Below are 20,813 nucleotides of genomic sequence, written 5' to 3' on the forward strand. Positions count from 1 at the left end.
GCGGCGCCCACTTGCCCCTAAAATACGCGCTTCGGATTTGATTGACGGGAGGGGTTCATGCCGAAAGCGGCGGCGACACGGCCCGGCCTGGTTGATCGTATTGCCCATGATATCCGAGCGGGCGTATATGGTCCCGGCGCCTGGTTGAAACAGATCGACCTGCAGGAACGTTACGAGGCCAAGCGCCTGGACGTGCGGCGGGCGCTAGACCAATTGGCCGCGAAGCGGCTGATTGCGCATATTCCGAACCGGGGCTACCACGTGTATGCCATGGATCCGGATCTGCACCTGCAGATCCGGGACATCCGCATCCTGCTGGAAACCGGCGCGGCGGCGGACCTGATGCCCAACGTCACCGCCGCCAAGGTCCGCGCGCTGCGCACCCTGGCCGAGCGGTTCGCCGAGCTGCTCCAGGACGGCACGCTGCTGGAACAGTACGAGGTCAACCTGGCCTTCCACGCCGGCATGTACGACATGTGCCGCAACCGCGAATTGGCCGCGCTGATCCAGGAAACCCGCGCCCGCGGGCCCGCCGCGCCGGCCAAGGAATGGGTGACGCGCTCGCGTATCGAAACATCCGCGCGCGAGCACTTCGATATGGTGGACGCGCTGGAAGCGCGAGATGTGAAACGGTTGCAGAAAATCATCGCGGCCCACGTCGGCCAAGACATTTCCTGAACGTTATTTCCCCCAGCCATCGAGGCGGCTCTCCTGGAAAGGACGCCGCCTCGATGCATTCGGGGCGCCGTTTCAGGGATACCCCGTATGGCGGCCGCCAGCAGAGCGTCCATAATTGCTAGCTAATTTTGGCGCCAATATATGCGTGAATTTTGCGCCGCACGCCCCGGGGAGTTTTTCATGCACCACGTTTTCGTTCCCAGAGCGCTCGCGCTCAGCCTGGCATTGGCCGCCGCCGCCGGTTCGGCCCAGGCCGAACTGCTGACCGTCGCCCAGCCGGCTGATATCCGCTCGACCAACCCCGGCGTCAACCGCGACAACACAACCGACGGCGTGGTGCTCAACATCGTCGAAGGGCTCGTCGGTTACCGCGAGAACGGCACCGTGGGCCCCTTGCTGGCCAAGTCGGTGGACCTGTCGGAAGACGGCCTGACCTACACCTTTAAGCTGCGCGAAGGCGTCAAGTTCCACAATGGCGCCGCGCTGACCTCGGCGGACGTGCTCTGGAGCTGGCAGCGCTACATGGATCCGAAGACGGACTGGCGCTGCCGCAGCGACTTCGACGGCCGCAACGGGCTGAAGGTGACGGACGTGTCCGCGCCCGACGCGCAGACCGTGGTCATGAAGCTGGACCGCAAGTCGGCCGTCTTCCTGGATTCGCTGGCGCGCACCGACTGCGGTATGACCGCCATTCTTTCCAAGGATTCGGTCGCAGTCGACGGTTCCTGGGTGAAGCCGGTGGGCACGGGCCCGTTCACGCTCAAGGAGTGGAAGCGGGGCGAATACACGCTGCTGTCCGCATTCAAGGACTATGTCTCGCCGCCCGGCGACAAGCCGGACGGCTATGTCGGATCTAAGCGCCCGCTGGTGGACGAGGTGAAATTTCTCGTCGTGCCGGACCCGTCCACCTCGAAGGCGGGCATGATGTCGGGCGCCATCGACGCCGGCCAGATCACGAGCACCGATTTCAACGAGCTGAAGAGCGCGCCGAACCTGACCGTGTTCGGTCCGCATGACGCCACCAAGCACACGCTGCTGTTCCAGACGCAGGATCCGGTGCTGAAGAACGTGAAGCTGCGCCAGGCGATCGCAGCATCGCTGGACATCCCGCAAGTCGTGGCCGCCGCCTCGGAAGGGCTGGGCCAGCTGAACAATTCCGCCGTCTACGCCGGCTCCGCCTACTACCAGAACGCCGAAAAGCGCACGTACCAGTACGATCCGGCGCGCGCGCAGCAATTGCTGAAGGAAGCCGGCTACAAGGGCGAACCCATCGTCATCTACGCCAACAAGCGCGCCCACGTGCCGAGCTACCAGGTGGCAGTGATGGCGCAGGCCATGATGCAGGCCGTGGGGATCAACGCCAAGATCGAAGTGCTGGAATGGGCCACGCAGCTGGACCGCTACAACACCGGCAAGTACCAGATCAGCTCCTTCACCTACTCGTCGCGCCTGGATCCGGCGCTGAGCTTCGAGCAGTTCGCCGGCGACAAGGCGAAGCAGCCGCGCAAGGTCTGGGACGACCCTGCCGCGCAGAAGCTGATCGACGAGAGTTTCCTGGAATCGGACCCCGCCAAGCGCCAGGCCCTGTTCGACCAATTGCACGCTCTGATGCTGGAACAGACGCCGCTGCTGGTGCTGTACAACGGGGCGGATGCCTGGGCGCACAGCAAGCGGGTGCAGGGCTTTTCCGTATGGGAGGGCAAGCCGCGCGTGTGGGAGACCAAGGTGGCCGGCGGGAAATAGGGAGAATGGTGCCGGGCGCTGGATACGGGATATCCGGCGCCGCCCGATCATTTGATGGCGCCCACGGTGAAGCCCGCCACGAAGCGGTCGAGAAAAAAGTTGTACAGAATGGCGATGGGCACGCTGACGATCAGGCAGGCGCCCATCAGCGATCCCCAGAAGTAAACGTCGCCCCGGACCAGGAAAGTAGGCACCCCCACGCTCACGGTGTATTGGGACGAGCTCGTGATGAAGGTCAGCCCGTAGATGAACTCCTGCATGACCAGCGTCAACGTGAAGATGACGACGGTCATGATTCCTGCAGACGAAAGCGGCACGACGACTTTGACAAAGGCGCCGAAGCGGCTCAAGCCGTCCATCATGGCCGCCTCTTCGATGTCGTGCGGTATGGCCTTGAAGAAGCCCATCATCAGCCAGGTGCAGAAGGGAACGGTGAAGCTGGGGTACACCAGCGCCAGCGACCACAGCGAATCCTGCAAGCCCAGCTCGCCCACGATCCGCGAGAACGGAATGAACAGGATGGTGGGCGGAATCAGGTAGGTCAGGAAAATGGCGATGGCCAACTGGCGGCCCCATCGTCCCGAAAGCCGCGCCAGGCTGTAGCCGGCCGGTACGGCCAGCAGCAAGGTGATGATTACCACGACGATCCCGACCTGCAGCGTGTTCCACAACCACAGTCCGTACTGGGTGTCGAAGAACAGCACACGCAGGTTCTCCAGCGTGGGGGGACGGTTGAACAGGAAAGGGTTGTTATGGGTGTCCACAAGATCGAGCGTGGTCTTGAACGTGGTGATGAACATCCAGTAGAAGGGGAATGCCGTGAAGATCACGAAGGCGGCGACCAGCACTACGTGGCCGACCCCGGCGGCCCGGCGTTTCCAGACAAATGCTGCGGCGTTCATTTCAGGTCACCTCGGTGCGCCTGGCAATGGTCAGCAGGACGATGACCACCGCGACCAGCAGGGGGAAAAGAAACAGCGAGATGGCGGCGCCTTCGGCCAGGTCGCCCCCGGGGACGCCCGTGAAGAAGGCCAGGCTGGCCAGGACCTGGGTCGTGTCGAAAGGTCCGCCTCGCGTCAAGACATAGACGATGATCATGTCCGTGAAGGTGAAGACAATGCCGAACAGCAGCGCCACCAGCATGATCGGCATGACCAGTGGGATATTGATCAGGAAAAGATGGCGCCAGAAGCCCGCGCCATCCATTTGCGCGGCGTCGTGGATATCCTGCGGAATCCCGGCAAGCCCAGCCAGGATGATGACCGTCGCCAGCGGCAGCAGACGCCAGACGTCCACGATGATGATGGACATCATGGCCAGGTCGGGCTGGCCCAGCCAGATCGGCCAGGTATTGGCCGGAAGCAGCGACAGGGCCCGCAATGACCAGTTGATGATGCTGTAGACGGGGTCGAAGATCCAGAGCCAACCGATGGTTCCCAGCGAAATGGGGGCTACCCAGGGCAGCAGGATCAGCAGCCGCACGAGCCACTTGCCGCGAAAATCCTTATAGAGCGCCATGGCCAGTATCTTGGCAAGAACGACCACCAGGATCTGCGAGACCAAGGTGAACAAGAACGTATTGCGCATCGAGCGCCAGAACGTGCTGCTGCGGACAATCCGTTCGAAGTTCTCCAGGCCGACGAAATGCAACGTCGTATTGCCCACGGTGGCGTCCGACACGCTGTAGTACATCGACAGCAGGAAGGGAAAAGCCACCAGCAGAACGATGTAGATGACTGCCGGCGCGAGCAGCCAGCCGCCAAGAGCGCCATCGTTGTCGGCCAGTCGCGCGGAACGGGCGCGGCCGGGGCGGAGTTCAGTCGGGACGCGAGCGGGACTCATGGCGTGGTATCCAGGCGCAGACCCGTATCCGGGTCGAACGCATGCAGGCGATGCTCCTTGATCGCGAATTCCGACGTGGCGCCGCGTTCCAGAACGACCTCGACGGTGCTGGGAATTCGCGCAATCGCCTTGACGGGCGGCATCGGGGGCAGCAGTTCGCCGTACACCAGGTGGTTCGAGCCCAGGTTTTCGACGCGCAGGATATGAAAGGGAAAGCGCCGCAGTTGGCTTGTGTCGTTGTAGGCGGCTTGCGGCAGGAAGTGTTCCGGGCGAAAGCCCAGGGTAGGCTGGCCCTGGCGCTGAACGAGGTTCATGGGAGGCGCCCCGATGAAGGTTGCCACGAAGGTGTCGGCAGGACGTTCGTAGACTTCTTGCGGGGTGCCGATCTGGTGGATGCTCCCGTGGTCCAGGACGACGATGCGGTCGCCCAGGGCCAGGGCCTCGACCTGGTCGTGGGTGACGTAGATGGTGGTGGTTTCGAGGTGCCGCTGGAACTGCTGCAGTTCGTCGCGCGCCGAAATGCGCAGTTTGGCGTCCAGGTTGGACAGCGGCTCGTCAAGCAGGAACACCACGGGCTCGCGCACCACCGCTCGCGCAAGCGCCACCCGTTGGCGCTCCCCGCCGGACAGCTGGCGCGGTTTGCGCTGCAGCAGTGCCGAGATGCCGAACATCTTGGCCGCCCAGTCGACTTTTTCCTGTATCGATCCGCGGGCCATGCCTTGCGCGCGCAGGGGAAAGGCGATGTTGCGAAAAACGTTCAGGTGCGGATAGAGCGCGTAGCTCTGGAACACCATGGCCATGTTGCGGGCCCGGGGCGGCAGGCCGGTGATGACCTGGCCGTCGAGCAGGATATCGCCCGACGTCGGTTGTTCCAGGCCCGCGATCATGCGCAGCAGCGTGGTTTTGCCCGAGCCTGACGGGCCGAGCAGAACCATGAATTCGCCCTCGCGCACGGAAAGATCGATTCCGTCCACGGCATTGGTGCCGCTGTCGAAGCGCTTGATCAATGCTCTGGTTTCCACTGTTGCCATTTTTCTTTCCAGGAAAGCCGCGGAGTTGCGCCGGGGGCCGGACTTCAGACCATTCCCTTCGCGCGCCACTTCTCGAAAATGCGCTTGCAGGTGGCGGAGGCCTCCTTGATGGCGTCCTCGGGCGAAGCGCTGCCGGAGGCCGCCTTGGCGAACATGGTGTTCAGCACCCAGGTGTTGAAGATCTCGTCGGTTGCCGCATTGGCGTATCCCGGATAGCCCACGTTCGTCGCCTGGTTCATCAGCTTCCCAAGGACGGTGTATTTGTCAGGCGGTTGCGCCTTGGGGTCGTTGCCGATGAGCTTTTCCAGATCCGGCACGGTGCTGGGGAAGCACGGGAAGTTGTAGAACTGGCTATTGAGGAAACCGTTGCGGAAGTCGTCGATGTAGTCCACCAGGAACTGCTTCGCGCCATTGATGTTCTTGGCGAATTTCCAGATCACGTAGCAGTCCATGACGTGCTCCATGCCGATGCGGCGCACCGGGCCTTGCAGGGCCTGCGTGAGCTGGATCTTGGGCGTGACCGGGATGTTCTTGTTCTCGCCCTCGCGGGTGACGGAAATGGCGTTCAGGCACAGCGATATGGAGCCGGCCAGCATGGCGCGGTTGTTGGACGAGGCGTCCCAGGCCATGACTTCCGCCGTCATGGCCTTTTCATAGAGCGTCTTGACGAACTTGACGGCGTCCAGGGTGTGTTTGGAATCCAGGACCACAGCGCTGCGCTCGTCCTGCACCGAACCGCCGAAGGCAAAGAGTACGGTACGCATGGCCATGGCCGTGTCCAGCTCCGACGAGAGCCCAATGCCGACGGGGATATTGTGCTTTTGCTTGATCTTGGTGCCGGCGGCGAGCACGTCTTCCCAACTGTCGGGGGCGGCCATGCCGATGTCGTCCCATAGGTCCTTTCGATAGTTGACGGGGTCGGGCACGAAGCTGTCGGAAAAGGCGTAGTACTTCTTGGTCTTGGGGTTGTACGAACTGTGCATCGCCAGATCGACTGGCTTGCCATGCTTGCGTTCGCATTCTTCGTAGATCTCGCGATGGTCGATGACCTGGTCTTCGTAGACCGGAGGGGGCGACAGGAACATGAACAAGTCGTGGCCCTGCTGGGCCGAGACCTCGGCGGCGGCGCGCGTGGCGAGCGCGGGAATGCCGACATGGTCGACCACGACGTCGGTGTCGTGCTTTTCGCCCCATTCTTTTACGTAGGTCTTGTCGAACCAGACGTCATAGGCCGGAACGAAGTGATTCCATTGCAGAATCTTCAGGGTATTTTTGGCCGCATGTGCGTTGCGGATGAAGAGCGGGCCGGCGATTGTGGCCAGTCCTATGGCGCCGGCGGCCTGTATCAGGTGGCGTCTTCCGCTATTTGGGGGTTGCGCCTCACGGGGAGGGCAGGGCTGGGCGCCGGGTGGCGCACAGTCGCTTAGAGCTGAGTCGTCTGCCATTGTTGTCTCCTGGGAGAAAACAGGCATTCGTCCTGATTCCTTGGGCGAGTGCCCGTTGTCGTCGATGATAGCGCCGTTCGCGAACGGTAGCCAACACGAAAAGGGGGGAGACTGTTTAGGCTAAATGTAAGGCGGCCGGGAAGAAATACCACGATGGCGTTATAGGATTTACGCGGCGCCTGACGCCGCCTCGATCAGTGTCTGACACCCGCCCACAGGGAAGTGTCAGAAACCCTTGGAATGGCGAGGCGGTTTGAAGGGCACGTCTTGGGGTGTCAGACACCGATCGGAGAAGCCGCCCTCGTCATGTGCCTGGAAAAGGCGCATGAACAACGTCAACCGCGGCCCAGCTCCAACCATCGTCGCTTCAACCCCATCACCGCTCCCCGTCAAGGCGCGGCCGCCCGCTCCACCTCCCAAGCCCGCGGCTTTTTGACCGCCCAAGGCTGGTATCCCTTCACATCCGCGCGATACGCCCCGATATCCAGCCCGTTGTACAGCGGAATACTGGGAACATCCGCCAGGAACAGCTTATGCAGCGCATCGAACGTCGCCTGCCGCTTGGCGTGGTCCGTATCCACAGACGCCGCGCCGATCAGCTTCAGCGCTTCCGGACTGTCCCAGACCTTGCGCGGCTGCTTCGCCTTGTCGCCCGTCACCATCTCATAGTTCAGCGCGGCGTCTAGACGCGCGGAGTAGGGGAAGGCCATCATCTGGTAGGTGCCGGCGTTGTAGCGGTCCAGTTGCGTGGCCCATTCCACCACCGACAGGCGCGCGTTGATGCCCGCCGCCTGCAGCATGGCTTGCAGGATCACGGCCGAGTTGTACGACTGCGGATAGCGCTTGGTCGTCATCAGCACCAGTTCCTGGCCCTTGTAGCCCGCCTCCTGCAGCAGCTTCTGCGACAGCGCCACGTCGTAGTTCCAGCCCTGCTTCTGCGCGGCGTCGTAATAGGGCGACACCAGCGGCACGATGGAATTGTTGGGCTGGGCCAGCCCTTCCGTCACCGCCCCGGCCAGTTGCGCATAGTCGATGGCATGGGCAAGCGCCTGGCGCATCTTCGGATTGGACAGCAGCGGGTCCTTGGTCTGCAGTAGCAGCGCCGTCATGCTCATCACGGGCGCGTACGCCACCTTGATGTTCGGCGCCTTCTGCAGCACCGGCACGTCGCTATTGGACAGGTCCTCGATGATGTCGATATCGCCGCGCTCCAGCGCGGCCTTGGCGGTGGAGTCGTCGGGAACGATGACGAACCGCACCTCGTCCACCAGCGGACGCTTGGATCCCGTGTAGCCGTCGCGCGCGCCGCCGCGATTGGCATAAGCGGCGAACTTCGTCAGGCGCACGTATTCGCCGCGTTTCCATTCGGCCAACGCGAACGGGCCGGTGCCGATGGGCTTGTCCCAGCTGCCGTCGGCCTTGACCGAATCCTTGTGCAGGATGCCGGTGCCGCCGCAGTCCGTGCGAGCCAGCGACGCCAGGAACAGCGCGCTGGGCTTCTCCAGTTGGTACACGACCGTCTGGGCGTCCGGCGCTTCCACGCCGGTGACTTTCACCGTGCCGCGACCATCGAATTCGCTGGCGCAGCGCCAGCCCGACTTGGGCGCCGTGTAGTGCTGCCAGCTCCACAGCACGTCCGCCGACGTCAACGGTGCGCCATTATGGAACTTCACGTCGTCGCGCAGTTTGAAGGTGTAGGTCTTGCCGTCGGGGCTGATGTCGATCGACTTGGCCAGCAGGGGGCGGACCTCGGCGTCTTCGCCGTAGGCGACCAGGCCCTCGACGATGTGCAGCACGACCGCATCGCTGTTGCTGTCCCGATTGACGCCGGGCTCGGTCGAGCGGATGTCGGCCGTGAGTGAAATGCGCAGCGGCGCGGCGGCCTGCGCCCACGCCGGGCCGGACAACCCGCCCAGCGCCAGCGCAACCGCGGCGCTCAATAGTTGGAGTTTCATGGCTACGTCTTCCTCGGGTTGCGCCGGCGTCCGCCCGTTCAGGCGGCGGCCAGCAGTTCGGGTTCGGCGTTCAGGCTGTACCGGGTGAAGCTGCGGTTCAGGGCGGGCAGCGGCGCGACTTCCATCAGGCCGGCGGCGGGCTCCATGATGACCATGGCGACTGTGGCCGACAGGTTGTCGTGACTGCCCGGACGCGGCGGGCGGCATACGGAATAGGGCGTGCCGAAGTCGTCGAACAGGGCGCGCTTGAGGTCTTCGCGCGTCAGTTGCGGCTTTTCGTTGAGCAGGCGGCGCACGCGCCAGTCGCGGTAGGCGCTTTCCGGGGTGCTGGCGCGGCCCGTGTCGCGCAGCTTGCCCAGGGCCACTTCGCTGACCCAGTGGTTGGCGTGGACGATCAGGTCGTCACTGCCCGGGTAGAGGGGGAAGGCTTCATCGATAGTGCATTCATAGTCCACGCCGAAGCCCGCGGCCATGCCGATCATGATGTTGTTGGAGCAGGACTTGGGGGTGGTCGCCACAGCCTTGATGGCGAGCGCGAAATGCTCCTGTTCCAGCACCTTGCGGCGGATCAGCGACAGCGGCACGCCCAGCTGGCGGAAGTCGCGGTCGGATTCCAGGTAGTTGGCGGTGATGGAAACGCCGGCGCTGTTCAGGCCGCTGCGCGCCAGGCCGCCGGCTTCGACGAAGGTCAGGATGTCGGGGCCGTTGTCGTTGCGCACGCGCAGCACGATGGCGGTCTCGGCGCACTCGGCGCGCCAGTCCCAGTTCTGGCCGTGGATGAGGCGGCCGTTGGCCGACCGCGTGGGCAGGATGAGGGCGCCGGTGCAGCCATCGCCCGGCTCCAGTTCGGCGGCCTTTTTCTTTTCGGCGCGCGCCTTGGCGATGACTTCCGTGCGCGCATTGACCATGACGATGTCTTCGAAGGGCACGTCGGCGCCGGCGGCGATGCCGCGCATTTCTTCCAGATAGTGCGGGGCGAAGTGCTCGATCTCGCGGGCGAAGCTGGTGATGAGCTGGGTGCGCGCCATGGCGTCATAACCCAGGTCGACCAGCGTCTGGCCGTACATCGCGGCGCTCTTGCGCACGCGGTCGGCGGCTTGCTGGCCGTAGGAGCGGCCGCGGGCTTCGGGCGAGCCCGAAACCGATACGAAGGGAAATTGGGTGATCTGGGTCATGGACGGATGGCGGCGCGCCGCGCCGCGGAATCGGAGGTGGGAAATGAGTGCCAAAAAATGTTAGCTTATTTTGGCGCCAATATTGCTCAGGGTTTACCAGAGTGGGGCCGGCGCCAGCGCACGCGCGCCGGCGCCGGTCCGCTGGCCTCAGCGGGCCGCGGCGTGCCGGCCCGCCAGGTCGGCGCAGGTTGTGAATGCGGCGCCGGCGGCGCGGAAACGTTCGAGCAGCTGTTCGACCTTCTGCAGCCGCGCCGCTCGGCCGACGCCGTTGTCCGCGCGCGGGTGCAGGGTCAGGCAGGCATAGCCGTCCGCCGCCAGCAGCGCGTCGCCTTGCTCTACCCAATGCGCGTAGGCGCGGTCCTGGGTAACGCGGCGGCTGAAATGGGTGGCGTCGCACAGGCCTTCGCTCCAGGGCAGCTCCAGCATGCCCGGCCCGCCGTCGGCGTCCAGCGCATAGGGGGCGTCGTCGTCGATGGCGCTGCTGTCGTAGCGATAGCCCAGCCGGTGCAGCAGCGGCACGGTGCGGGGCGAGAAGGCGCTGCTCGTGTAGCGGAATCCTTGCGGCACGCAACCGGTCAGCCCGGCCAGGCGGTCGCGGGCCCGCTCCAGGACTTCGCCTTCCCGGTCTCCCAGTGCCGGCAGGTCTTCGAAGGCATTGCCCTGCGAGGCCGCTTCATGGCCGTCGCGCAGGCTTTGTTCCAGCAGGCCGCGACAGCGTTCCGCTTCGAACACGGGCCAGAACAGGGTGGCGCGGATGCCTTGGCGGCGCAGCATGTCGAGCACGCGGGCCAGTCCGCCGCCGTAGGTGTAGCGGCCATGCGCGTCGCGGCCGTGCAGCGCGGTCTCGGGCTGGACCGCGGCTTCGGGCCCGATGCCCTGCACGTTCAGGGTGACCAGTACGGTTTTGCCGGCGTTCATGCGCTTCTCCAGGCGTCGGGATGGGCAAGGCAGTGGCGGGCCAGCGCTTCCAGCGTCATGACGTGCACGTCGGGCTGCGCGGCCGCGTAGGCCAGGAACCGGTCCAGCGCGGCGGCGCGCGCGGGCGTGCCGGAACCGCCCGCGGCCTTGGGGTGCACGGTCAGGTGCACATAGCCTTCCGCCTGGCGCAGGGCCTCGAACTCCTGCACCCAGTTGTCATAGGCTTCGGCCGCCAGGCAGTGGCCCGTGAAGTAGAACGGATAGTCGTCCAGCGTCACGGTGTTGTTGGGCAGCATGATGAAGTCCGCCGCCGCGCCGCCGCCATCGGGGCCGGCCGCCAGGTAGGGGCGGTCCTGGTCTTTTTCGCTGGCGTCGTAGCGGTACCCCAGCCGCCGCAGCGCGGGCAGGGTGCGGTGGCTCTTGCGGCCCGAGGGCGAGCACCAGCCCACGGGCGTCACGCCCAGTTCCTGCTGGATGATGCGATGGGTCTTCTCGAGCAGAGCGGGTTCGTCCTCGCCCAGGTCCCAGGCTTCGTGCAGGTAGCCATGCGCGGCGATTTCGTGCCCCGCCGCCACGATGTCGTGGAAGACGGCCGGATGGTGTTCCACGTCATAGCCGCAGGCGAAAAACGTGGCGGGCATGCCATGGCGGGCCAGGATCTCCAGGTGCCGGGCCACGCCTCGCCGGATGGCGTAGCGGCCGGCGGTGCAGGGGCCGGCGGGAAACTGCTTGCGGCCGACCTCGACGGCCGGGCCGTCGACGTGGACGGTGACGCAGAGCACGGCGCGCACCGGCGCGGCGTCCGCCGCGCGCAGCCCCTGGGCGCGCAGTTCGCGGTCCAGCGGCAGCCAGGGGTTAGGGCAGGCGCCGGGCGGGGCGCCGTAGGGAATCCGTTGCATCAGCTGGCCTTGATGTTGGCGTTCTTGATCAGGGCGCGCCATTTCTCGCTTTCGGTGGCGACGAAGCGGCCCAGCTCTTCTGGGGTTCCGCCGTGGAGTTCAAGCCCGTTCTGCGTCAGCTGCGCCAAGGCAGGTTGCGTGAGCGCGCTTTGCACGGCGGCATTGAGCGTCTTGATGATGGCGGCCGGCGTGCCGGCCGGCGCGAACACGCCGTTCCAGCCGATCGCCTGGTAGCCGGGAAAACCGGATTCCGCCACGGTCGGCACGTCCGGCAACGCCTGGGCGCGCTGCGCCGAGGTCACCGCCAGCGGGCGCGACTTGCCGCCCTGGATGAATTGCTGCTGGTTGATCACCACGTCCATCAGGATCGGGAACTGCCCGCCCAGGAAGTCGTTGACGGCCGCCGCGGCACCCTTGTACGGCACGCCGGGCAGGTCCAGGCCTGCCGTGGCCTTGAGCAGTTCCATGGCGAGGTGCGCCGAACTGCCGTTCTGCGTGATGCCGTAGAAGTACTTGCCCGGGTTGGCCTTGATGATCGCGACAAGCTCCTGCAGGTTGCGCGCTGGAAACGAGGGATGCACGACCAGGACGTTGTTGTAGTAGCAGACCATCGACACCGGCTCGAAGTCCTTGATGGGGTCGTAGGCGATGTTTTCGTACAGGCTCTGGTTCACCGTGTGCGTGCCGGTGGACCCGAGCGCGATGGTGTAGCCGTCGGGAACGGAGCGTGCCGCCTGCTGTGCGCCGATGATGCCCGCCGCGCCGCCCTTGTTGATGACCACGACGCTTTGCTTGAGCGCCTCGCCGATACCCTGGGCCAGCGGGCGGGCCACCAGATCGGTGCCCCCGCCGGCCGGGAAAGGCACGATGAACTGGATGGCGCGCTCGGCGGGATAACCGGCGGCCCTGGCCCGGCCCGGCCGGGCCAGGGCCGCGCCGGCCAGGGCGGCGGCCGAAGCCCCCAGGAAATGCCGGCGGCTGATTCCGCCGCTGGCGCTGCATGATCGCTTCATAGGAATTCCCCTTGTCGTGGTCCGCGCGCCCGCATTTTGTGTGTCGCAGGTTCGCGGTTGCTCAATGCATGAATATCATTATTCGATAAAAAATAATTCTTTAAAAGATATTTTTATCTATAAATGATAAAAATAAGGAATTCGATAGATAAAACATCGGCTTGCGGCGAACCGCGATAGCCACAGTCGATCGCTGCGCTTCCAGCCTCGATGCCTGTGATACGCTGCGCCCGATCCCGCGTTGTTCCCGGCCCCCGATTCCATGTCCACCCTGAAGCGAGCCCTAGCGATTCTTGACCTCTTCAGCCTCGAAACCCCGGTGCTGACGGCGGAAGAGATCATTTCCCGCCTGGCGTATTCGGCGCCCACGGGCTATCGGTACATCCGGGACCTGTCGGACCTGGGCTATCTGCTGCGCATGACGGGAGGCGGCTACCGGCTGGGGCCGCGCATCATTGAACTGGACCACCTCATCATCGACGGCGATCCCGTGCTGGGCGTGGCGCGGCCGATCATGCGCGAGGTGGTGGATCAGGTGGGCGGCGACGTGCTGCTCAGCGTGATCCACGGCCTGCGGATCCTGAACATCCATCACGAGCGCGGTCCGGACGAACTGGGCATCCCCCACGGACGCGGCCGCGCGCATCCGCTGTTCCGCGGCGCCACGGCCAAGACCATCGTGGCATTCCTGCCGCGCAAGGACCAGCGCCGCCTGTACGAGGCGCACCCGGACGAGATCCGCGCGCAGGGCCTGGGTGGGACGCTCGCCGAATTCACGGGCAACCTGGACAAGATCCGGGTGCAGGGGTTCTATCTGGGCGTGGGCGAGATCTCTCCGGAACGCGCGGGCATCGCGGTGCCGGTTTTTCAGGAAGACCGCCGTATCTTCGGCGCGCTGACAGTCACGTTCCTGGCGACGCGCCTGAACACCATCGCGCAGGACAAGACGGCGGCGCTGTTGCAGTCGGCCGCCCGCCGCATCGAATCGCTGGCGCTGGCGTCGCGCATGAAGGAGCAAGCCCCCGCGGCATGAGCGCGGGGGCGGGCGAGGGCCCGCCCCGGTTATTGCGGCGCCGCGTCCTGCGGGGCGCGCACCGGAGACCCCATGGCCTGGAATAGCGCCGCCGTTTCGGTCAGCCGCGCATCGGCGTAGTCGACTTCGCGCAGCCGGGCCGCAACGTAGTGCTGTTCGGACGCATATTCGGTATAGGGCGGCAGGGCGCCCAGGCGGACGCGGCTGGCCGTGTTGCGGTAGGACCGCTCCGCGGCCCGCCGCGATGCTTCGGCCGACGCCAGCGCCTGCCCGCCCGCGTCCAGCCGCGACAGCGTATCCGCCACGTCGCGGAACGCCGTCAGCACCGTTTGCTTGTATTGCAGCAGCGAGGCCTCGTAGCGTTCCTTGGCGGCGTTGCGCTCGGCCAGCAGCGCGCCGCCATGGAAGATGGGCTGTGTCAGCGATGCGCCGATGGCCCAGATCGAGCCGGCGCCCGACAGCGCCGCGGGCCAGTTGAAGCCCGCCTGGCCCATGGATGCCGACAGCGACAGGCTGGGGAACAGCTGCGCCGTGGCCGTGCCCACGTCGGCCGCGGAGGCCTGCACCACGGCGTCGGCCAGCAGGATGTCCGGACGCGAGGCCAGCAGTTCGGACGGCACCACGACCGGCACCTGCTGCGGCACGGCCAGCATGGCGAAAGGCAGGTCGGGCGGCGCCTGGTCGGGGTTGCGGCCCAGCAGCACCGCCAGCGCGTGCCGCGTGCCGTGCCATCGCGCGCGCAATCCTGGCAGCGAGGCTTCCAGCGTGGCGGCGTCCTGGTCGGCGTCGAGCGCGTCGTTCTGCGATGCGGCGCCCAGTTCGTAGCGGCGCTGCGTATCGCGCGCCACCTGCCGGGCCAGCACCACCTGTTTTTCGGTCAGGGCCACGCGTTCGGCCAGCGCCGAGGCGGCGATGGCGCCCGTGACGATATTGCCGGCCAGGGAGCGCCGGGCGGATTCGAGCTGGAAGGCCTGCTGCGCCACTTGCGCGGCCAGCGACAGGTTCGCGAAGCGCGCCGCGCCGAACAGGTCCAGGTCGTATCGGGCCTGGACCTGCCCGGTGAAGACGTTGTAGCGGGCCGTCGGCTCGGGCAGGTTCGGCATCGTGAGCGCGCGTCTGCGCGAAGCGTCCGCACCGGCGTCCACCGAGGGCAGCAGGGATGAATTCACCTGCCCGCGCAGCTGCTCGCGCGCGCCGGCAAGATTGCGTTCCGCGGCGGCCAGGTCGGGGCTGTTGGCCAGGCCCTCCTCGACCAGGGCGTTCAGCGCGTCCGAGCCGTAGCGCTTCCACCATTCGGGCACCGGCCGGGCGCCATGCTCGAAGCGTTGCGCCACGCCCTGGGCCGCGGCGCCGGTGGCAGGCACCGGTTCCACGCCATATTGCGCGGGCTCCGCCACGGCGGGAGGCTTGCTGTCGGGCGCAAAGGCGCAGGCGCCCAGCGCCAGCACCAGGGAGAGGGCGGCCAGCCGGGCCGGGCGGATCTGGAATCGGGCCATCGTCATGCTCCGCGCTCCGCCGTGTCGCCGGCGTTCGCGCCCGGCGGCACGCCTTCGGGTTCGTCGCGTTCATCGTGGCGGACGCGGAACCAGGCGGCGTAAAGCGCCGGCAGGAAGAACAGCGTCAGTACCGTGGCGCTGGTGATGCCGCCCATGAGGGCGGTCGCCATCGGACCGAAGAAGTTGCTGCGCAACAGCGGGATCAGGGCCAGTACGGCGGCGGCGGCCGTCAGCGTGATCGGCCGGAAGCGCCGCACGGTGGCGCCGACGATTGCGTCCACGCGCTTGTGGCCCGCACTGATGTCCTGTTCTATCTGGTCCACCAGAATGACCGAGTTGCGCATGATGATGCCGAACATCGCGATCACGCCCAGCATGGCCACGAAGCCGAACGGCTTGCCGAACATCAGCAGCGCGGCGACCACGCCGATGAGCCCGAGCGGGGCGGTCAGCACCACCATCAGCACCCGGGCGAAACTTTGCAGCTGCACCATCAGCAGCGTCAGCACGGCGATCGCCATCAGCGGCATCTGGGCATTGATGGACGACTGGCCTTTGCCGCTTTCCTCCACGGGGCCGCCCACCTCGATGCGGTAGCCGACCGGCAGCTCGGCGCGCAGGGCGTTGAGCTTCGCGTCGATGGCGCGCGTGACGTCGATGCCCTGGGCGCCGCCGGTGACGTCGGCCTGCACCGTGATGGTGGGCTGGCGGTCGCGCTCCCAGATGACGCCATATTCAAGGTCGTAGCGGACATGGCCCAGGCTGCCCAGCGGCACCGCGCCGTTGGGGGTGGGCATGGCCAGCGTGGCCAGGCGGGAAGGGTCGATCCGCTCGTCGAGCGGCGCGCGCAGGCTGACGGTGATCAGCTTGTCGCGTTCGCGGTATTGCGTCACCGCATAGCCCGACAGGGTCATGGCGAGGAAGTCGGAAATGTCGCTGGAGCTGATGCCCAGTTCGCGCGCCTTCTGCTGGTCGATCTCGAAGCGCACCGAACGCTCGGAGGGCTCGTCCCAATCAAACTGCACGTTCGTCGAGCGTTTGTCGGCGCGGACCTGGGCGGCTACCTGTTCGGCCACGGCGCGGACTTCGGAGATCTGGTCGCCGCTGACCCGGAACTGTACCTGGAAGCCCACGGGCGGGCCGTTCTCCAGGCGCGACAGACGGGTGCGGACGGCCGGGAACGCTTCGCGCAGCATGGGTTGCAGCCATTGCGCCAGTTTTTCGCGGTCTTCCACGGAATGGGTGGTGATCACCAGCTGGGCGAAATTGGGCGTGGCGAGCTGCTGGTCCAGCGGCAGGTAGAAGCGCGGCGCGCCGCTGCCGACGAAGCTGACCGAATGTTCGATCTCGGGGCGGCCCTCCAGGGCCTTCTCCAGCCGTTCGACCTGGCGCAGCGTGGCCGCGAACGAGGCGCCTTCCTGCAGGCGCACGTCGACCAGCAGTTCGCTGCGGTCGGAGCTGGGGAAGAACTGCTGGGGCACGAGCCCGAAACCGGCCATCGATACGGCGAACGCCACGATCGTGCCGCCGAGCACCAGGTAGCGGCGGTCCACGCACCACGCGACCCAGCCCCGCAGGCGCAGGTAGAAGCGGGTGTTGTAGATGTCGTGTTCGTGGTCGTCGGGCAGGTGGGCCTCGCGCTTGCGCTCGGGCAGCATCCGGTAGCCCAGCAGGGGGATCAGCACCACGGCGGCAAACCATGAGGTGATCAGCGCAATGGCCGACACCTGGAAGATCGAACGGGTGTACTCGCCCGTGCTCGACTTGGCGAGCGCGATCGGCAGAAAGCCCGCCACCGTGACCAGGGTGCCCGTCAGCATGGGAAAGGCGGTGCTGGTGTAGGCGAATGCCGCCGCGCGCGAGCGGCTCCAGCCCTGTTCCAGCTTAACGGCCATCATCTCGACGGCGATGATCGCGTCATCAACCAGCAGGCCCAGGGCCAGCACCAGCGTGCCCAGCGATACCTTGTGCAGGCCGATCCCGAACATGTCCATGAACAGCGCCGTGACCGCCAGCACCACCGGGATGGAGATGACCACCACCATCCCGGTGCGCAGCCCTAGCGACACGAGGCTGACGATCAGCACGATGGCGACCGCTTCCGCGACGGAACGCAGGAATTCGTCGACCGAGTGCGATACCGCCCTCGGCATGCTGGAAACCTCTTTCAGCGCGAGGCCGGCGGGCAACTGGGCCTGCAGTTCGCCGAACGTGGCGGTCAGGGACTTGCCCAGGTGCACCACGTCCTGCCCGGGCTGCATCGTGATGCCGATGCCCAGCGCCAGGCGGCCGCCCAGCCGCATCTGCTCCACGGGCGGATCGTCGTAGCCGCGGCGGATCGTGGCGATGTCGCCCAGCCGCAACGACTTGCCGTCGATCCGGATCAGTGTGTCGGCCAGCGCGCGGGGGGTCGCGTACTGGCCGGTGGGACGCACGAATACGCGGTCGTCGGCGGTGGTCAGCGTGCCGGCGCTCGCCACGGCGTTCTGGCTGTTGATGGCCTGGGCGATCTGCTGCGGCGAAACGCCCAGCCGCGTCAGCTGGGCGTTGGAGATCTCGACGTAGACGTGTTCCGGTTGTTCGCCGAAGTAGTCCACCTTGGCCACGCCCGGAACGCGCAGCAGCACAGTGCGCAGCTTGTCCGCGTAGTCGCGCAGCTGGGCCGGCGAAAAGCCGTCGCCTTGCAGGGTGTAGATGTTCGTGTAGACGTCGCCGAATTCATCGTTGAAGAAGGGGCCCTGCACGCCCTGGGGCAGGGTCGCCGCGATGTCGCCGACCTTCTTGCGGACCTGGTACCACTGCTCGGCCACGATGCCGGCCGGCGCGGAATCCTTCATTGTGTAGAAGATCAGCGACTCGCCCGGCCGCGAATAGCTGCGCATGAAGTCCGTATTGGAGGCTTCCTGCAGCTTCTTGGCGATGCGGTCGGTGACCTGTTCCTGCACCTGCTGGGCGGTGGCGCCCGGCCAGAGCGTCTTGATGACCATGACTCGGAATGTGAACGGCGGATCCTCGGACTGCGCCAGTTTCGAATACGACAGCACGCCGAACAGGGTTACCAGCGTGATGATGAAAATGACCAGCGGCTGGTGGCGCAGCGCCCACGCCGACAGGTTGAAACGGCCTTCTTCGCGGCGCTGCGCCCCGGCGTCCAGGTCGGCGCGGCTCATGAGGCGTAGTCCTCGGGATGCAGCGGCGGCACGGGGCGCACTTTTTCGCCGGCCGTCACGGTGTGCACGCCTTGCCACACCACGCGCTCGCCCGCTTGCAGCCCCTTGATCAGCGTGACGGTGCGCGCGTCGTAGCGGAGCACTTCGACGGGGCGCAGTTCCAGGGTGTCTGCGCCGGCCTTCACGATCCAGACCGCAGGGGCGGGGCCTTCATGGAACAGCGCGGTGGCGGGGACCGTATAGGTGGTTCGTCCGCCCATCTGGTTGTCGAAGCTGATGTTTGCGGTCATGCCCAGGCGCACCTCCGGGGTGGGCGCCTCCAGCGTGAGCTTGGCGCGGTAGGTACGGCTGCGCGGATCCGCGGCGGGCGAGATCTCGCGCAGCACGGCGGCATAGGTCCGGCCGGGCAGCGGGCCGAGCGTGACGCTGGCGCGCTGACCGATGGACAGGCCCGCCAGCACGCTTTCCGGCACGTCGCAGATGGCGTCGACGTCGCCGGACCAGGCCAGGCTGTACACCGGCTCGCCCGCGGCGACGTTCTGGCCCGTATCGGCCTGTTCCGCGGTGATGACACCCGCGTGGTCGGCCTGCAACGTCGTGTACTTCAGCTGGTCGGCCGACAGCGCGGCCTGCTGGGCGGCCTGATCGCGCTGCGCCAGCGCGGTGGCATAGGCATTGCGGGTCTGTTCCAGCTGGGTCGTGGCGATCAGGTTTTCGCGTGCCTGGGCGCGGTCGCGGTCCAGTTGCTGGCGAGCATAGTCGAGCTGGTGCTGGGCGGCCGTCAATTGGGCGCGGTCGCTTGCCGCATTCTTGCTGGCGTCGGCGGGATCCAGCCGGGCCACGACCTGTCCGGGCTCGACCGCATCGCCCAGCCTAACGCTGCGTTCGATGATCTTGCCTCCCACGCGGAAGGACAGCGGCGTGCTGTAGCGCGCCTGCACCTCTCCGGGCAAGGTCCAGGCGGGCAGGCGTTCGTCGGCCTGCGCCGGCATGGCCACGACGGGGCGGGTGCCCGGCGCCGGGGTTTCGTTGCGGCCGCAGCCGGCGACGGCCAGCGCCAGGGCCGCCGCGGCGGATAGCGCCAGCATGCGCGGCCAGCGGCGGCGGGCTTGCAAAGAGGGCGGCGCCGCGTCGGCAGCGGGGTTGCGGGCGACAAGGCGCGCGCAAGGGCCAGGGCAATTCACGGAACACCTCGCGGCGCGTGGAGGGAAGGGAACAAGTCTCGAAGGCCGGATCAGGCCCGATACGGCATGGATTCTAATACAGGTATGTATTTGGATTCAATTTTGAATCCGAAATCGGACCGAATGCTAAACTCCCGCCATGTCAAAAGTCCGTCTTACGCGAGAGCAGAGCCGTGACCAGACGCGGCAGCGTCTGTTCGACGCCGCGCAATCGATTTTTCTAGCCAAGGGGTTCGTGGCCGCCAGCGTCGAGGACATCGCCGAACAGGCGGGGTACACGCGCGGCGCGTTCTATTCCAATTTCGGCAGCAAGTCCGAACTGTTCCTGCAATTGCTCAAGCGCGACCACGAGAGCGTGATGGCCGATATGCGGGCCATCTTCGAGGACGGCGAATCGCGGGCGCAGATGGAAGCCCGCGTGCTCGAGTACTACTCCACGCACTACCGCGAGAACGACTGTTTCCTGCTGTGGATGGAGGCCAAGCTCCAGGCCGCCCGCGACCCGGATTTCCGGGTGGGCTTCACGACCTGTCTGCGCGAGCTGCGCGAGGCCACCACGGAATACATCCGCCAGTTTTCGGCGCACGTGGGCACGCCGCTGCCGCTGCCGGCAGAGCAGCTGGCGCTGGGCCTGCTGGCCCTGTCGGACGGCATGCAGTTCAGCTACGCCTTCGACCCGCAGGCCGTCACCCCGGAAATGACCGAGGCGGTGCTGGCGGGTTTCTTCCGCCGCGTGGTCTTCGGCGACGCCAGCGCACAATAGCGGTTAGGGCAGCAGTTCCGAGATCTCGATCAGGTTCAGGTCCGGGTCGCGCAGATACACCGAACGGATCTTGCCGGTCGCGCCGGTGCGCGGCACGGGGCCTTCGATGATGTCGGCGCCGGCCTGGCGCAACTGGGCGATCACCTCGTCCAGGGGGCGGTCGGCGATGAAGCACAGGTCCAGCGCGCCCGGCACCGGCAGATGGGCCTTGGGCTCGAATTCATGGCCGCGCACGTGCAGGTTGATCTTCTGATTGCCGAAGCGCAGCGCCTGCCGGCCTTCGCCGAAGATTTCCAGGCGCATGCCCAGGATGCGGGTGTAGAAATCCACCGTGGCGTCGGGGTCCATGCAGGTCAGGACCAGGTGGTCCAGGCGATCGATCATGAGCGTCTCCGTATTGTCAGCGGGGCTTAGGGCGTGATAGTAATACCTGCGGCGCATTGGCCGGGCTGAGGGGGCCGTGCGCCG

Annotated in this window: 17 protein-coding genes; 4 read left to right on the top strand and 13 right to left on the bottom strand. The window is 66.2% G+C overall.

Annotated features, from left to right (window positions below; genetic code table 11):
* Positions 1 to 57: 57 nt before the first annotated feature.
* Both AGI3411_RS04810 and AGI3411_RS04815 read left to right on the top strand, forming a co-directional pair.
* Entirely contained in the window at positions 58 to 678 is a 621-nt protein-coding gene (locus tag AGI3411_RS04810) for a GntR family transcriptional regulator (RefSeq protein ID WP_129526263.1), read from the top strand.
* A 180-nt stretch (positions 679 to 858) separates the two neighbouring features.
* The gene (locus AGI3411_RS04815) at positions 859 to 2,421 is read left to right on the top strand and encodes an ABC transporter substrate-binding protein (protein ID WP_129526264.1); all 1,563 of its coding nucleotides are present in this window, start codon (positions 859 to 861) and stop codon (positions 2,419 to 2,421) included.
* Between the two features lie 47 nt (positions 2,422 to 2,468).
* On the opposite strand, the gene AGI3411_RS04820 is transcribed toward AGI3411_RS04815, so the two are convergent.
* The 9 genes from AGI3411_RS04820 to AGI3411_RS04860 form a co-directional block, all read right to left on the bottom strand.
* A complete protein-coding gene (locus tag AGI3411_RS04820; RefSeq protein WP_129526265.1) occupies positions 2,469 to 3,323 on the bottom strand; it encodes a carbohydrate ABC transporter permease in 855 nt (284 codons plus the stop codon).
* Position 3,324: 1 nt separating this feature from the next.
* Positions 3,325 to 4,263 (bottom strand): carbohydrate ABC transporter permease, encoded by a 939-nt coding sequence (locus AGI3411_RS04825; RefSeq protein ID WP_129526266.1) that lies wholly within the window; start codon positions 4,261 to 4,263, stop codon positions 3,325 to 3,327.
* Positions 4,260 to 5,294 (bottom strand): ABC transporter ATP-binding protein, encoded by a 1,035-nt coding sequence (locus AGI3411_RS04830; RefSeq protein WP_129526267.1) that lies wholly within the window; start codon positions 5,292 to 5,294, stop codon positions 4,260 to 4,262. The genes AGI3411_RS04825 and AGI3411_RS04830 overlap by 4 nt, the downstream gene beginning before the upstream one ends.
* A 44-nt stretch (positions 5,295 to 5,338) precedes the next feature.
* Complete coding sequence (locus AGI3411_RS04835; RefSeq protein WP_129526268.1) at positions 5,339 to 6,739, bottom strand: ABC transporter substrate-binding protein; 1,401 nt, start codon at positions 6,737 to 6,739, stop codon at positions 5,339 to 5,341.
* A 389-nt stretch (positions 6,740 to 7,128) separates the two neighbouring features.
* Entirely contained in the window at positions 7,129 to 8,694 is a 1,566-nt protein-coding gene (locus tag AGI3411_RS04840; RefSeq protein WP_129526269.1) for an ABC transporter substrate-binding protein, read from the bottom strand.
* A 38-nt stretch (positions 8,695 to 8,732) separates the two neighbouring features.
* Positions 8,733 to 9,869, bottom strand: coding sequence for a C45 family autoproteolytic acyltransferase/hydrolase (locus AGI3411_RS04845; protein WP_129526270.1), 1,137 nt, complete (start codon positions 9,867 to 9,869; stop codon positions 8,733 to 8,735).
* Between the two features lie 147 nt (positions 9,870 to 10,016).
* Positions 10,017 to 10,787: a polysaccharide deacetylase family protein gene (locus AGI3411_RS04850; protein ID WP_129526271.1), complete on the bottom strand. Its 771-nt coding sequence runs from the start codon at positions 10,785 to 10,787 to the stop codon at positions 10,017 to 10,019.
* Positions 10,784 to 11,686 (bottom strand): polysaccharide deacetylase family protein, encoded by a 903-nt coding sequence (locus AGI3411_RS04855; protein WP_129526272.1) that lies wholly within the window; start codon positions 11,684 to 11,686, stop codon positions 10,784 to 10,786. The genes AGI3411_RS04850 and AGI3411_RS04855 overlap by 4 nt, the downstream gene beginning before the upstream one ends.
* Entirely contained in the window at positions 11,686 to 12,699 is a 1,014-nt protein-coding gene (locus tag AGI3411_RS04860; protein ID WP_129526273.1) for a Bug family tripartite tricarboxylate transporter substrate binding protein, read from the bottom strand. Before AGI3411_RS04860 ends, AGI3411_RS04855 begins: the two co-directional genes overlap by 1 nt.
* Before the next feature lie 262 nt (positions 12,700 to 12,961).
* Here AGI3411_RS04860 and AGI3411_RS04865 point away from each other — a divergent pair, with 262 nt between their 5' ends.
* Complete coding sequence (locus AGI3411_RS04865) at positions 12,962 to 13,732, top strand: IclR family transcriptional regulator (protein WP_129526274.1); 771 nt, start codon at positions 12,962 to 12,964, stop codon at positions 13,730 to 13,732.
* A 29-nt stretch (positions 13,733 to 13,761) separates the two neighbouring features.
* On the opposite strand, the gene AGI3411_RS04870 is transcribed toward AGI3411_RS04865, so the two are convergent.
* The 3 genes from AGI3411_RS04870 to AGI3411_RS04880 are packed head-to-tail and all read right to left on the bottom strand — an operon-like array spanning position 13,762 to position 19,486.
* On the bottom strand, positions 13,762 to 15,228 hold the full coding sequence (locus AGI3411_RS04870) for an efflux transporter outer membrane subunit (RefSeq protein ID WP_129526448.1): 1,467 nt from the start codon (positions 15,226 to 15,228) through the stop codon (positions 13,762 to 13,764).
* Positions 15,229 to 15,230: 2 nt separating this feature from the next.
* The gene (locus tag AGI3411_RS04875; RefSeq protein WP_129526275.1) at positions 15,231 to 18,398 is read right to left on the bottom strand and encodes an efflux RND transporter permease subunit; all 3,168 of its coding nucleotides are present in this window, start codon (positions 18,396 to 18,398) and stop codon (positions 15,231 to 15,233) included.
* A complete protein-coding gene (locus tag AGI3411_RS04880) occupies positions 18,395 to 19,486 on the bottom strand; it encodes an efflux RND transporter periplasmic adaptor subunit (RefSeq protein ID WP_129526276.1) in 1,092 nt (363 codons plus the stop codon). The genes AGI3411_RS04875 and AGI3411_RS04880 overlap by 4 nt, the downstream gene beginning before the upstream one ends.
* Before the next feature lie 235 nt (positions 19,487 to 19,721).
* On the opposite strand from AGI3411_RS04880, the gene AGI3411_RS04885 reads away from it, so the two are divergent.
* Complete coding sequence (locus AGI3411_RS04885; protein ID WP_129526277.1) at positions 19,722 to 20,345, top strand: TetR/AcrR family transcriptional regulator; 624 nt, start codon at positions 19,722 to 19,724, stop codon at positions 20,343 to 20,345.
* 3 nt (positions 20,346 to 20,348) lie between these two features.
* On the opposite strand, the gene AGI3411_RS04890 is transcribed toward AGI3411_RS04885, so the two are convergent.
* On the bottom strand, positions 20,349 to 20,729 hold the full coding sequence (locus AGI3411_RS04890; protein WP_129526278.1) for a VOC family protein: 381 nt from the start codon (positions 20,727 to 20,729) through the stop codon (positions 20,349 to 20,351).
* Between the last annotated feature and the right edge of the window lie 84 nt (positions 20,730 to 20,813).

Source organism: Achromobacter agilis (assembly GCF_900496965.1).
Taxonomy (GTDB): domain Bacteria; phylum Pseudomonadota; class Gammaproteobacteria; order Burkholderiales; family Burkholderiaceae_B; genus Achromobacter; species Achromobacter agilis.